This is a genomic window from Janthinobacterium sp. PSPC1-1, from assembly GCF_049897625.1.
Lineage (GTDB): Bacteria > Pseudomonadota > Gammaproteobacteria > Burkholderiales > Burkholderiaceae_D > Janthinobacterium > Janthinobacterium tructae.
Map to the genome: position 1 here is coordinate 401,565 of NZ_JAFCWP010000006.1, position 13,362 is coordinate 414,926.

Below are 13,362 nucleotides of genomic sequence, written 5' to 3' on the forward strand. Positions count from 1 at the left end.
GCGCGCATTCGGTCAATCAACATTTTGCACTTTTCTTCAAGAAACATGTTTTTTCGCCTGAAAAGGGCTGCTCCCTATGAAAAAAGGCTGAATCTGCCTATTTTTTCAGCGTTTTCTTGCGGGTTTCTGTTCGCGGGCATGTCTGGTGACTTGCTTGTCGGGAGGGGAGGGCTTTTCGCTGTGGAAATGAAAAAAGCCGCAAACTCGTGAAAGTTTGCGGCCTTTTTGCGAATTAGGTAATGGTGCCCACGAAGGGACTCGAACCCCTACACCCGAAGGCACATGGACCTGAACCATGCGCGTCTACCAATTCCGCCACGTGGGCACTGATGCTGCTGTATTACTTGTTGCAAAATAACTTTACAGCAATTCTGCTATTATAGCGACTTGAAGAGTTTTGCGCCAGATGAGCTTTCGCTCCATACTGCACATCAACCCTGTACCGCTTTCCTGCAACTGCATTCCCGTGAAGGTTTGTCGCTGCAAGAGACAAGAATTATAGAGCAATATTTGCCGAAGTCAAATGCATTGCGCAGCTTTTCTCCTTTTTTTCATCGGAGGTCGTCTTGTACTGTTTCCGACACGCTGTCCGTTAGGCAAACCAAGGCGTCCTCCGGTACACTACCGCACATCACCGTGTCAATATTGACGGTGATGTCATCGGTCTTTGTCTTCCGTTTGATCACTGTCAATAACAACTATAGAAATACTTTTGAGCCAAAATACCCACACCATCCCCAGCCGGGAGGACATTCTCGGCATATTCCGCAGCGTCAACGCGCCTCTCGACCCGCAGTCTCTGGGGAAAACGCTGCAAGTGCATGCCGATTCCATGGATGTCCTGGTCCGTCGCCTGAAGGCGATGGAGCGCGACGGCCAGCTCAAGTCTGACGCCAGCGGTGTTTTCAGCCTGGCCGACCAGAGCGCGCTTGTCGCCGGTCGCGTCACCAGCCACCGCGATGGCTTCGGCTTCGTCATTCCCGACGACGCCAGCGCCGACCTGTTCCTGCCTGAGAAAGAAATGCAGAAAGTACTGCATGGCGACAAGGTCATGGCCCGCATCGTCGGCACGGACCGCCGCGGCCGCCCGGAAGGCACGATCGTCGAAGTCACTTACCGCGCCAATAGCCACGTCATCGGCCGTCTGATCCAGGAAAACGGCACCTGGGTCGTGGCGCCGGAAGACCAGCGCATCGGCCAGGACATTTTAGTCACCGGTTCGGTGGGCAAGGCGAAAGCCGGCCAGATCGTCAGCGTCGAGCTGACCGAGCAACCGATGCGCTTCAAGCAGCCGGTCGGCAAGATCGTCGAAGTGCTGGGCGCCCTGGATGACCCCGGCATGGAAATCGAGATCGCCGTACGTAAATTCAACGTGCCGCACATCTTCTCCGCCGCCGCCCTGAAACAGGCAGAAAAACTGCCGTTCGAAGTGCGCGACGCCGACCTGAAAGAGCGTGTCGACCTGCGCGACGTGCCGCTCGTCACCATCGACGGCGAAGACGCGCGCGATTTCGACGATGCCGTGTATTGCGAACCCGTCAAGATCGGCCGCGCCAACTGCTTCCGCCTGATCGTGGCGATTGCCGACGTCAGCCATTACGTGAAGCCGAACGACGCGCTCGATATCGACGCGCTCGAACGCAGCACGTCCGTGTACTTCCCGCGCCGCGTGATCCCGATGCTGCCGGAAAAACTCTCGAATGGCCTGTGCTCGCTGAACCCGGCCGTCGACCGTCTGACCCTCGTCTGCGACGCCGTCGTCAGCGACAAGGGCGAACTGAAGGCGTACCAGTTCTACCCGGCCGTGATCCATTCGGCCGCGCGCCTCACGTATGACGAAGTCGCTGCCGTGCTGGGCAACACCAAGGGACCCGAAGCGGCACGCCGCGCGGACATCCTGCCGCACCTGCAAAACCTGGAAGCCGTCTACCGCGCCTTGCTGAAGGCACGCACGGAGCGGGGCGCCATCGATTTCGAGACGACGGAAACGTATATCGTCTGCAATAGCGCGGGCAAGATCGAAAAGATCATCCCCCGCACGCGCAACGAAGCGCACAAGATCATCGAAGAGTGCATGCTGGCGGCCAACGTCTGCGCGGCCGATTTGTTGCTGCGTAACAAGCATCCAGGCACTTACCGCATCCACGCCAGCCCGACCAAGGAAAAGCTCACGCAAGTGCGCACCTTCCTCAAGCAGGTGGGCCTGAACCTGACGGGCGGCGACACGCCATCGGCATCGGATTACCAGACCTTGATGCAGCAGATCAAGCTGCGTCCCGACGCGGCCCTGCTGCAAACGATGCTGCTGCGCTCGATGCAGCAAGCCGTCTACAGCCCGGACAATATCGGCCACTTCGGCCTGGCGTACGAGGCGTATGCCCACTTCACCAGCCCGATCCGCCGCTATCCCGACCTGCTGACGCACCGCGCCATCAAGGCTATTTTGCAAGGCAAGAAATACGAGCCGAAGCTGTCCGATAAAGTCGTGTTGAACACCAACGTGTCGAACGCCACGCGCAAGCAGCAGGCGAAGGACAAGGCCGACGGCAAGCCGAAGAAGACGGACCTGACGATCTGGGACGCGCTGGGTGTGCATTGCTCGGCCAACGAGCGCCGGGCCGACGAAGCGTCGCGCGACGTGGAAGCCTGGCTGAAGTGCTACTTCATGCAGGACAAGCTGGGCGAGGAATTTACCGGCACCATCACCGGCGTGACCACCTTCGGCGTGTTCGTGCAACTGGACACTTTGTTTGTCGAAGGCCTGGTGCACGTCACCGAGCTGGGCACCGACTACTTCCAGTACGACGATGCGCGCCATGAATTGCGCGGCGAACGCACGGGCAAGCGCTACCAGCTGACCGACCGTCTGACGGTGCAAGTGGCAAGAGTTGACCTGGAAACGCGCAAGATCGACCTGCGCCTGGTCACCGATGCGGAACTGGCGGGCGAAGAAGCGCCGGCCAAGTCGAACGGCGGCGGCAAGCGCAAGGGCGAAAAGAAATCCATGCTCAAGCCAGGTCCAGCGACCGAGCAGCGCCACGAGATCAAAGCTAGCGTCAACAACGGCGGCAAGCCGGGTAATGGTTCCGGCGGGCGTTCCAACGGCGCCAAGGCGCAAGCCAAGCCGGCAGCCAAGGCAGCCGTGAAGGAAGCCCCGAAGGCGGCAGCCCCCAAGGCCGCCGCGCCCAAGCGCAGCAAGAAACCTGCTGCGGCACCTGCCGTAGCGGCACCACGTGCAGTAAAAACTGTATCAAAAACAAGCAAAAGCAAGCGTTAAAAGAAGCGATAACACATGAAGAATAAAATGATTTTCGGCTTCCATGCCGTCACCTCGCGCCTGCGTCACGAAGCGTCGTCCGTGGAAGAAATTTTCGTCGATGCCAGCCGCGTCGATGGCCGCATGAAAGACATGATCGCCGCCGCCAAGGCTGCCAACGTGCGCGTCATGCCCGTCGATTCGTCGCGTCTCGATAAAATCGTCGGCACGCGCCGCCACCAGGGCGTGATCGCCTTTGCGTCGCAGCTGTCGCTGGCGCGCAATCTCGATGAGCTGCTGGACGCCATCGATGGCCCGCCACTGCTGTTGATTCTCGACGGCATCACGGACCCGCACAACCTGGGCGCCTGTCTGCGCGTGGCCGACGGCGTCGGCGCACATGCCGTCATCGTGCCGAAGGACCGCGCCGTGGGTTTGAATACCACGGCCGCCAAGGTCGCCAGCGGCGCCGCCGAAACCGTCCCGTACATCACCGTGACGAATCTGGCGCGCACCATGCGTGAATTGAAAGAGCGTGGCATCTGGCTGATCGGCACCACCGACGATGGCGAAAAAGGCTTGTACGAAGCCGATTTCACGGGCCCGACGGCCCTCGTCATGGGTTCCGAAGGCGAAGGCATGCGCCGTTTGACGCGCGACACTTGCGATATCCTCGTCAGCATCCCGATGTTCGGCTCCGTCGAGAGTTTGAACGTGTCGGTCGCTTCCGGCGTGTGCTTGTACGAAGCCCGCCGCCAGCGCATCGCGAAAGAAGGCTAAAAAACGTCCAGGGCGGCGTTGCATTGCCTCGCCGTACTATTCGTACTGTCTTCGGCAATGCGCCTTGCCCTGAACGTTTTGTAGCGCTTCTTTATATACCGCCGCCCTTGAGGCGGCGGTTGTTTATCTGCCTCTCCGGCAGCACGCCGCCGAATACGCTACCATTTGCGTTCCACCTTATCCATTGTCATTATGTTCCACCACCTGCGCGAAGATATCAACAGCATCATTGAACGTGACCCCGCCGCCCGCAATGGATGGGAGGTGCTGACCTGTTATCCTGGCTTGCACGCCATCGTCATGCACGGTTGGGCGCACTGGTGCTGGACGCGGCACATGAAGTGGGTGGGGCGCTTCATTTCCTATATCGCCCGCATCATCACGGGCATCGAGATCCATCCGGGCGCCGTTATCGGCCGGCGCGTCTTCATCGACCATGGCTTCGGCGTGGTGATCGGCGAGACGGCCGTCGTCGGCGACGACTGCACCATCTACCAGGGCGTCACTTTGGGCGGCACCTCGCTGCACAGCGGCGCCAAGCGCCATCCGACCCTGGAGCGCGGCGTCATCGTCGGCGCTGGCGCCCAGGTGCTGGGCAGTTTTACCGTGGGCGAGTACGCCAAGGTGGGCTCGAACGCGGTGCTGCTCAAACCCGTGCCGTCCGGCGCCACGGCTGTCGGTAACCCCGCGCACATCGTGCAAAAGGATGTCAGCGCCCTGCGCGAGGGCAGCACGGCGCACCTGTTCGCCGCGTATGGCGTCACGCCGAACGGCGACGATCCGCTGTCGAAAGCCCTGCAGGGCTTGATCACGCATGCCGTGGCGCAGGAACAGCGCATCGAAACCATCCTCGTCACCCTGAAGGCGGCGGGCATTTGCTGCCAGGCTGTGCCTGAGTGTGATAAATTTGATTCTGAGCAAATGAACAAGCTGGTTGATTAAGGATACAGGCATGACTACAGACGTAAACATAGCTGAAAACGCAGCAGAAAAGGGCAGTGACAATCCGAATCTGCTCGACCCCTTCGAGATCCGCGTGCTGGCCGTGCTGGCCGAAAAGGAAGCGCTGACGCCGGACAGCTATCCGCTCTCGCTCAACGCGCTGACGAACGGCTGCAACCAGCTCTCCAGCCGCGACCCCGTCATGGCCCTGTCCGAGGAAACCGTGTACGACGTGCTGCAGCGCCTGATGCAGCGCAAATTCGTCAACGGCATCACGCAGGCCGGTGCCAGGGTCGCCAAGTATGAACACCGCATGCGCATCAAGTGGTCGCTGGAGCAAGATAAACTGGCCATCCTGACGATCCTGATGCTGCGCGGCTTGCAGACGGCGGGCGAGATCCGCAGCCGCAGCGGCAGGGTGCATGAATTCAAGTCCGTGGCGGAAGTGGAATCCGGCTTGCAGTTCCTGATCGACAAATACCCACCGCTGGTGGCCAAGCTGGCGGTCGCTCCCGGCGCCAAGGAGCCGCGCTACGGCCATCTGCTGGGCGGCGAAGAAGCGCTGGCGCAGATCGAAACGGCGGCCGGTTTCGCCGGCGCCGTCAGCGCGCCGCAGCAGGGCAGCAGGGTGGCCCAGCTGGAACAGGAAGTGCTGCAATTGCGCAGCGACTTCGATGGCCTGGCGGCGCAATTCGAAGCGTTCCGCAAACAGTTCGAGTAAAGCGGCATCGGCGCGTGACGTTTTCCTTCCTGTGCCACTCCTTACTGCGGCATTGCCTTCATCGTAGTCGTTCTGGCGTATTGGCCCCGCCTGCCGTGGCGTTGCCTGCACGCGCATCGGGCATTTACCTCCTCATCCAAAGGGAATTCATGAAGTTTGCAATTCAAGTCGTACTGGGCCTGTCGCTGGTCTGCGCAGGCCCCGCATGTGCCGCTGCCGCCGCGCCGGCAACGCAGTCCGTTGCACCCGCGCCGGCACACCTCAAGGCCGTGCAGGATCTGCTAGGCGCGATGCAGATTGAAAAAGTGCTGAAAGGCGTCGCCGCCCGCAGCCGCTACGCTGGCGAAAGCCAGAAGCAGGCCGTGCTGACCAAGCTCGACAAGATTCCACCCGCAGAGATTTACCAGCGCCTGGCGCCTGCGCTCACGCGCGCCATTTCCGCCGATACGGCCACCGAGATGTACCGCTTCTATACCACTCCCTACGGCAAGCAGGTCATCCACAAGAAGTACAACTCCGCTGCCCAGCTCATCATGCCGGGCATGACGGCAGCCGTTGCGCCGGAAGAAAAGAAGGAGCGCAAGCGGGCCGCGTACGTGCAGGCGAGCAAGGAGCTTGCGGAGGCTGAACCGGCGATCGAGCACGAAGCGTTCAAGCTGCTGCAAGCGATCAACAAGGAAAAGCGCTGAACTGCGGGCCAGTCTGCCTTGCAGTATGGAAAGTAGGTTCTTCCGACGGCATGCAAGCCGCCCTCGGCAACGAATTGGATGCCAGATGATGATGCGATATGTCTTGACCTTGCTGCTGGCGGTAGGGGTGTTTGACGCGCATGCGCATGGCGACAGCGGCGCAGTGACGGCCCGCAAGGCGCGGGTTGAGAACGGCTTGCTGCAGCCCGTTGCCGTGCGCGGGGCGCCTGTCCATGCCATGCGGCTGGCCGAGCGGATGCAGGCCCTGAACGTGCCGGGCGTGAGCATCGCCGTCATCAATGCCGGCGCGGTGGAATGGAGCGGCTCCTACGGCGTTGCGGATGTGCGGACGGGCCGCCCCGTCACCTCCGGCACGCTGTTTCAGGTAGCCTCGATCGGCAAGCCGGTGGCCGCCCTGGTGGCGGTGCGGCTCGCGGCCGAGGGAAAGATCGATCTTGATGAAGACGTCAACCGGCGGCTGCGCCAGTGGCAGGTGCCCGGTGCGCAGCCGGTCGTGACGGCCCGGGCGCTGCTCAGCCATACCGCTGGCATGCCAACATTCGGCCTGCCGGGCTACGGCAGCGATGCACCGCAGCCGACGCTGCTGCAGGTATTGGCCGGCTCCCGCCCGGCGACGAATCCGCCCGTCACGGTGGACACCCCCGTGGGTGGCCGCTACGCGTATTCCAGCCTCGGCTATGTTGTGCTTGAGCAATATCTGAATGACGCGACTGGCCGGCCGTTCGGCGTCCTGGCCGGTGAAACGGTATTTGCCCCGCTCGGCATGCGCGATACGCTCTATGCGCAGTCGCTGCCGCCAGCGCTCGCCACGCGCGCCGCATCTGGCCATGCGGCGGACGGCAGCGTTGTAGCCGGAAACTGGCGCGCCTATCCGGAACTGGCCGCAGCGGGGCTATGGAGCACGGCCCATGACCTGGCGCTGTTTGCGCTCGCCGTCCAGCGTGCCGCATCGGGACAGGATGGGCAGCTGATCACGCAGCAGCAGGCAAGGGCGATGCTGACGCCCGTGCGCGGCAGTTATGGCCTCGGTTTCGAACTCGATCATGCGGCAGCTGAACCGGCATTCCATCACAGCGGCTCGAATGCCGGCTACAAGGCGCTGCTGTTTGCGTATGAGCGTACGGGGCAGGGCGCGGTCATTCTCGCCAATGGGGATAACGGCTGGATGCTGATAGAAGAAATCGCGCGCAGCATTGCTGCCGAGTATGGATGGGAAGACTATCGCCCGAGGGAACGCGTCGCCGCCCAGCCGAATGCCGCCCTATTGGCCCGGTTTGCCGGTGATTTTGCCGTGTCCAACACGACGCTGCGCGTCAGCCACGAGAATGGTCATCTGTATGTCGCCGGTCCGCCGGTCGGTCCGGTGCCAGTGGAATTGATCCCGGCAGGGGACTACGATTACTTCATGCGTGAAAAGGATGCCACATTGCATTTCGATAACAGTGGCGACGGCAGGATCCAGACACTCACCTTTGTCGATGGCCGGCCGCGCAAGGGTACGCGGCTTGCCGAAGCAGTGCCGCGCGTCGATTAGCGGGGCGAGGGCGCAGGGCGGCCGAGCGGCAGGCGCCGCGGAATTGCCGCATGCGCCATGTTGCTGCGGCCGCTCCCTGTCAGTTTGGCCGCAGTTCCGGTATCATTCGGCATGAATAATATTTCCTTCCAACCGTTTGTTATTGGTGTCGCTGGCGGCAGCGGCAGCGGCAAATCCACCGTATCACAGCAGGTTCTGGCGTCCTTTGGCGCCGACATGGTCTCCGTCGTGATGCAGGACGATTACTACCGCGACCAGACCCATCTCTCCCCTGAAGTGCGGCGCCAGCAGAATTACGACCATCCGCAGGCGTTCGAATGGTCTTTGCTGGTGCAGCACATCCAGGCCTTGCGCAATGGCGAAGCGATCGAGATGCCCGAGTACGACTTCACGCTGCACAACCGCTCCAGCAGGACCATTCCCGTCAAACCTGCGCCGGTGATCGTCATCGAAGGCCTGTTTGCCTTGTATGACGAAGACTTGCGCGACATGATGTCGCTGAAGATCTTTGTCGACACCGCCTCCGACGTGCGCTTCATCCGCCGCATGCAACGCGATATCACGGAACGCGGCCGCTCGGTGGAAAGCGTCATCGAGCAGTATCTGGAAACCGTGCGCCCCATGCACAAGCAATTCATCGAACCGACCAAGCGCAATGCCGATGTCATTTTGCCGCATGGCGCGAATGGCCCCGCGGTCGACATGATTACCGCCAAGGTGGCGAGCGTCATCGGCCAATTGAAGCCGGCCGGCTGACATAGCCCGCTACATTACCGCTCCCCCATCGACTCTGAAAATGTCTTGGTGATCGGTTTCGTCAGGTAGCGCAAGACCGTTTTGCGGCCCGTGTTGATTTCCGCGGTGGCCGTCATGCCGGGCTGGATCAGGATCGGCTGGCCATTCTTGCCCACCAGTTTGCGCCCGCTGGTCTTGATCTGCACGCGGTAGTAGGGCTGCTCGTTACCCTTGTTGTCTTCACTTAAGGTGTCCGCGCTGATGTAGCTGACGGTGCCGCGCAGGCGCCCGTAGATGCCATAGTCGTAGGCGTCCAGTTTCACGGCCGTGGGCAGGCCGGGCTTGATGAAGGCGATGTCGGCCGGCTTGACTTTCGCTTCGATGATCAGGTCATCGTCCGTGGGCACGATTTGCAGGATTTCTTCGCCGGGCTTGGCCACGCCGCCCAGGGTGGTGAGCCGCACATTGCGCACGATGCCGTCGGTGGGCGCGTAAATGTCCGTCGAACCCAGTTGCTCCTTGCGCTGCGTCACCGTCTGCAGCACGCCGGCCAGGTCTTCCTGGGCTTTTACCAGGTCCGTCTGGCTGTCTTGCAGGTATTTGTTGCGCCGGTTGGTGATCTGCGCCTGGATGTCGACCACCTGGCGCCGCAGTTTCAGCACTTCGGCGCGGCTCACATCCCCCGTTTCCAGCAGCGGCAAGTTCATTTCCAGCTCTTCCCTGATCAGCTTCATGGCGCTTTCCAGCGAGCTTACCTCCGCTTGCACGGCACCCTGGCGCTTGCTGAACAGGGCCAGCTGGTTGGCGCGAAATTCCGGAAACGCCTGCAGTTCGGGCGGGAATTTCGGTGCGCCGCCAAACACTTCCGCCTGCAGGCGCGCCACGGCCGCCTTCAGTCCGGCCGCCTTGGCCGTGCTTTCCAGGTAGCTCGTCTCGGCCCGCGTGCGGTCGAAGCGGGCCAGCAATTCTCCCTTTTTCACCACGCTGCCTTCGTGCACGCGCAGTTCGGCCAGCACGCCGCCATCGGCCACCTGGATGATCTGGTTGCGCGAACTGGCGATCACCTGGCCGTTGGCGCGCGTTACCTGGTCCAGCTCCGCCCACGAAGCCCAGGCGATGACGCCAGCCAGCGCCGCCGTGCAGCTCCAGATCAGCAGCCGGCCCCGTTTTGCTTCTTCCCGCGTTTCGACCTTGGCCAGTTTCATGCGACGGCTCCTTGCGCCACCGGCGCAGTTGCGGGACTGGGTACGGCCTGCGGCTTGCCCGACAGCTTGGCCAGGACAAAGTCGCGCGGGCCGTCGAGCAGCACCCGTCCCGTTTGCAGCACTACCAGGCGATCGAGCAGGGGCAAGAGGGCGTTCTTGTGCGTGGTGGCGACCATGGTCACGCCTTCGGCCGCCAGTTCGCCCAGGAGCCCCACGATGCGCGATTCCGTCTTCGCATCCATGGCGCCCGTCGGTTCGTCGAGCAGCCAGATGCGCGGCTTGGCCAGCAGCAGGCGCGTGACGGCGATCAATTGCCGCTGGCCGCCCGAGACGCCCCGTCCTCCTTCCGTGATGGACAGGGCCAGTCCCCGTGGCTGGCCCAGTATCAGCTCGATCAAGCCCGTGCGTTTGGCTGCCGCCAGGATCGCTTCCTCGCCCGGATCGGCCAGTCCCAATAACAGATTGTCGCGCAGGCTGCCGCTGAACAGCCGCGTTTCCTGCGGCAGGTAGCCGATCATCTCGCGCACCACGGCCGGCGCCAGCAGGGCCATGTCGACGTCGCCCAGATATACCTTGCCTTCGGCCGGCTGGTACAGACCCGAGGCCAGTTTCAGCAGGGTGCTCTTGCCCGAACCGATGGCGCCTACCAGGCCGACGCGCTCGCCGGGGCGGATGGCGAGGTTTTCCATTTCCAGCGCCACCTTTTGCGCGCCGCCATACGTAAAGCGGATGCGTTCGAAGCGCAGTCCCGTATCGAGGCTGCGCGGCGTCAGCGCGAACTGCGCGTTGTCGGCCTCGTTGGGCAGGCTGATGACCTGTTCCAGGCCGTCGATCGAGGCGCGCGCATGCGCCCACTGCACCATCACGGCGGGCAGCTGCACGATGGGCATCAGGGCGCGGTTGCTGATGATGGTGCAGGCCATCAGGGCGCCCATGGTCATCTGGTTTTCCGCCACGAACCACGCGCCCATGGAGATCAGCGCCACGTTGGTCAGCTGCTGGAAGGTGGCCGTGATGTTTTGCGACAGGGCCGCATAGTCGCGGATATTCTGCTCCGCGTGGCTGCTCTCGGCCACCAGTTCCGCCCAGCGCGCCTGCATCATCCATTCGGCGCTGCTGCCCTTGAGCGTTTCGACGCCATCGACAGCTTCCACCAGCAAGCCCGCCTTGCGGTTGCTGGCGTTGAGGTTCTTGCGAGTGTGATTTTCGATGGCGCGCTGGAACATCAGGCCGCATACGAGGGCCAGTGGCAGGGCCACCAGCGGCACCACTACCAGCCAGCCGCCGATGACGGTGATCATGGCGAGAAAAATCACGGCGAAGGGCACGTCCGTCAGCACGAATAGGGACGTGGACGTGAGCACGCCGCGCACCATTTCAAAGCCTTTCACTTGCGCCGCCAGGGTGCCGACGGAAGCGGGGCGCGCCTCCATGCGGATGCCCAGCATGCGCTGGAAAAACCATTCGGACAATTCATGGTCGACGTCATTGCAAGAGTGGTCGACGATGCGGCTGCGCACCTGCTTGAGGATGAATTCCAGGCCGATCGACAGGGCCACGCCCACCACCAGCACCCACAGTGTGCTGAAGCTCTGGTTCGGGATCACGCGGTCGTACACCTGCATGGAAAACAGCGAGGTGGCCATGGTCAGCAGGGTCACCAGCGCGGTAGCCAGCACGGCGTCGACAAATACGCTTTTCTTCAGCCACAGGGCGTTGCGCACCAGGCCCAGGGCGCCGGGACGGGCGCCGCTTTTTTCGCTGCGGCGCGGCAGGCCCACGCAAGCCAGGCCGGCCAGCGACGCCAGTTGCAAGGCGCGTCCATCGATGCCTTCGCCGCGCCAGGCGCCGTTGGCGCCGCGCGACTGCAGCAAGCCCCAGCCCGTGCTGGCGCTGTGGACGGCGAATGGCAGCTCCCCCGGCGTCGGCTCGCGTAGCGGGCGCGCCGCGCCTTCCAGCCCGGCCGCCTGCCAGATGGTGGTCAGGACCATGGCGGGGGCGCCGTTGTCGTCGATGTCATCGAGCTGGCGTTGCAGGTCGGCCAGGCGCGCGGCGGGCACGTGCTGGCCCGTCAGGCGGGCGGCGCGCTCGATAAGTGTCAGCAAGCCATGTTTGATGGAGGTGTCCACGCTGTCTCCTGTCTGCATCATGTCGGTGTCAATTCGCTCGCGCCATGGCTGCCGGCGCCGTGCGCCCGGCCAGGGTGCCCGTTTGCGCTGCCAGGCGCAGGCTGGCGGCGATGGCTTGCGCGCGCGTGTCTTCCAGCGAAAACTGCGCCTGGGTTGCCTCGCGCACGGCATTGAGCACGTCGTTCCAGCTCTTGCGGCCGATCACGTACTGGCGCGCATACGATTCGAATACCTGCGTCGAGGTGGTGCTGGCCTCGCCCGCGTTGCCCAGGCGCTGGCGGCTCGCTTCAGCCTCGTTCCAGTCCAGCGTGAAACGCTCGCGCACCTCGCGTTCGGCCACGTCGTGCGCGGCGCGCGCGCCTTCGCGCCGGGCCACGGCGGCGTCCACGCCGGCCTTGGCCGACAAGCCGGCGCCCGGCTGCGCCTGCAGCACCAGCATGGCGCGCGTGCGGTTGTCGGCATTGATGCCGCCCGTGGGCTTTTCCATGCGCAGCACCACCTTCGGCATGTAGGCCGATCGCTGCATGGTGATTTCCGAGTCGGCCGCCTGCGCTTCGAAATCGAGGCGGTGCAGGGTGGGGGAGTAGGCGATGGCCTGGCGCATGACCCGTTCCAGGCTGGCGTCGGGTAGCGGTTCGCCCACGCCGATGCCCGTGGCGCTGACAAGGCGCACCGGTTTGCCGGCCAGCTGCGACAGCTGCGCCAGCGCGTTTTCCAGCGCCTGGCGCGCATTCGATACGTCGTTGGCCGCCTGGTAGGCGCGCGATTCGGCCAGGCGCTGGTCCGTCTGCGAACTGACCGACTGCACCACGCGGCGCTTGATCATGTCCAGCAGGCGCTGGTGCTCGGCCAGGCCCGCCTCCGCCGAGCGCACGCGCGCCGTCTGGCGCAGCGCTTCCGTGTAGGCGGCGATCACGCGCAGGGAGAGGGTCAGGCGTTCTTCCTCGATGGCGGCGCCGGCCGCATCGACCCGGCTGCCGGCCGCATCGATGCCGGCGTCGATGCGCCCGCCGCTCCACAGCGGCTGCTCGATGCGCACCACGCCGCCCGTTTCCTGCGAACCGGTGGGGACTTCGGCCGAGAGGCTGGGAAAGCGCTGCCACTGCGCGCCATCGAGCTCGGCGCGCGCGGCCGCCTGCGCCGAGCGTTTGCCCTGCACGGCGGGATGGCTTTGCAGCGCTTGCTGCAAGACCTGGTCGAAGCTCCAGGCGGTGGCGCCCTGAGCGCCGGCGAAAGAGGATACCGATGCCATGGACACGGCTGCCAGCAAGGCCGCGATGCGTGGCAGTGAGGACAATGCTGAGAAACCGCGTAATCTCATCCCGTATTTTTCCGGCCCGAGGCCTGACG

10 protein-coding genes and 1 tRNA gene are annotated in these 13,362 nt (G+C 63.3%); 7 read left to right on the top strand and 4 right to left on the bottom strand.

Going from position 1 to position 13,362, the window contains the following annotated elements; all coding sequences use genetic code 11:
• Nucleotides 1-240 precede the first annotated feature (240 nt).
• Nucleotides 241-325 (bottom strand) — tRNA-Leu (locus ACP7EG_RS20660).
• 387 nt (nucleotides 326-712) lie between these two features.
• Here ACP7EG_RS20660 and rnr point away from each other — a divergent pair.
• The 7 genes from rnr (at nucleotide 713) to udk (ending at nucleotide 8,699) form a co-directional block, all read left to right on the top strand.
• Entirely contained in the window at nucleotides 713-3,277 is a 2,565-nt protein-coding gene (gene rnr, locus ACP7EG_RS20665) for a ribonuclease R (RefSeq protein WP_426089092.1), read from the top strand.
• 15 nt (nucleotides 3,278-3,292) lie between these two features.
• Nucleotides 3,293-4,036 carry a 23S rRNA (guanosine(2251)-2'-O)-methyltransferase RlmB gene (gene rlmB / locus ACP7EG_RS20670; RefSeq protein WP_141168549.1) on the top strand — a complete coding sequence of 248 codons (744 nt, stop codon included), beginning with the start codon at nucleotides 3,293-3,295 and terminating at the stop codon, nucleotides 4,034-4,036.
• 192 nt (nucleotides 4,037-4,228) lie between these two features.
• The gene (cysE, locus tag ACP7EG_RS20675; RefSeq protein ID WP_096234783.1) at nucleotides 4,229-4,978 is read left to right on the top strand and encodes a serine O-acetyltransferase; all 750 of its coding nucleotides are present in this window, start codon (nucleotides 4,229-4,231) and stop codon (nucleotides 4,976-4,978) included.
• A gap of 10 nt (nucleotides 4,979-4,988) precedes the next feature.
• The gene (locus ACP7EG_RS20680) at nucleotides 4,989-5,699 is read left to right on the top strand and encodes a YceH family protein (RefSeq protein WP_152284473.1); all 711 of its coding nucleotides are present in this window, start codon (nucleotides 4,989-4,991) and stop codon (nucleotides 5,697-5,699) included.
• Nucleotides 5,700-5,848: 149 nt separating this feature from the next.
• On the top strand, nucleotides 5,849-6,388 hold the full coding sequence (locus ACP7EG_RS20685; RefSeq protein ID WP_426089093.1) for a hypothetical protein: 540 nt from the start codon (nucleotides 5,849-5,851) through the stop codon (nucleotides 6,386-6,388).
• 103 nt (nucleotides 6,389-6,491) lie between these two features.
• Nucleotides 6,492-7,943 (top strand): serine hydrolase domain-containing protein, encoded by a 1,452-nt coding sequence (locus tag ACP7EG_RS20690; protein WP_426089094.1) that lies wholly within the window; start codon nucleotides 6,492-6,494, stop codon nucleotides 7,941-7,943.
• Between the two features lie 111 nt (nucleotides 7,944-8,054).
• On the top strand, nucleotides 8,055-8,699 hold the full coding sequence (udk, locus tag ACP7EG_RS20695; RefSeq protein WP_426089095.1) for a uridine kinase: 645 nt from the start codon (nucleotides 8,055-8,057) through the stop codon (nucleotides 8,697-8,699).
• A gap of 14 nt (nucleotides 8,700-8,713) precedes the next feature.
• Here the strand turns inward: udk and ACP7EG_RS20700 are convergent, their stop codons facing one another.
• The 3 genes from ACP7EG_RS20700 to ACP7EG_RS20710 are packed head-to-tail and all read right to left on the bottom strand — an operon-like array spanning nucleotide 8,714 to nucleotide 13,309.
• Nucleotides 8,714-9,883 (bottom strand): HlyD family type I secretion periplasmic adaptor subunit, encoded by a 1,170-nt coding sequence (locus ACP7EG_RS20700; protein ID WP_426089096.1) that lies wholly within the window; start codon nucleotides 9,881-9,883, stop codon nucleotides 8,714-8,716.
• Nucleotides 9,880-12,012 (bottom strand): ATP-binding cassette domain-containing protein, encoded by a 2,133-nt coding sequence (locus ACP7EG_RS20705; protein WP_426089097.1) that lies wholly within the window; start codon nucleotides 12,010-12,012, stop codon nucleotides 9,880-9,882. The genes ACP7EG_RS20700 and ACP7EG_RS20705 overlap by 4 nt, the downstream gene beginning before the upstream one ends.
• A gap of 28 nt (nucleotides 12,013-12,040) precedes the next feature.
• On the bottom strand, nucleotides 12,041-13,309 hold the full coding sequence (locus ACP7EG_RS20710; RefSeq protein WP_426089098.1) for a TolC family protein: 1,269 nt from the start codon (nucleotides 13,307-13,309) through the stop codon (nucleotides 12,041-12,043).
• Nucleotides 13,310-13,362: the final 53 nt, after the last annotated feature.

Excerpts from the sequence above, each read along its gene's own strand:
- rlmB (WP_141168549.1), top strand. The coding sequence starts at position 3,293 with ATGAAGAATAAAATGATTTTCGGCTTCCATGCCGTCACCTCGCGCCTG.
- cysE (WP_096234783.1), top strand. The coding sequence starts at position 4,229 with ATGTTCCACCACCTGCGCGAAGATATCAACAGCATCATTGAACGTGAC.
- ACP7EG_RS20680 (WP_152284473.1), top strand. The coding sequence starts at position 4,989 with ATGACTACAGACGTAAACATAGCTGAAAACGCAGCAGAAAAGGGCAGT.
- ACP7EG_RS20685 (WP_426089093.1), top strand. The coding sequence starts at position 5,849 with ATGAAGTTTGCAATTCAAGTCGTACTGGGCCTGTCGCTGGTCTGCGCA.
- udk (WP_426089095.1), top strand. The coding sequence starts at position 8,055 with ATGAATAATATTTCCTTCCAACCGTTTGTTATTGGTGTCGCTGGCGGC.
- ACP7EG_RS20700 (WP_426089096.1), bottom strand. The coding sequence starts at position 9,883 with ATGAAACTGGCCAAGGTCGAAACGCGGGAAGAAGCAAAACGGGGCCGG.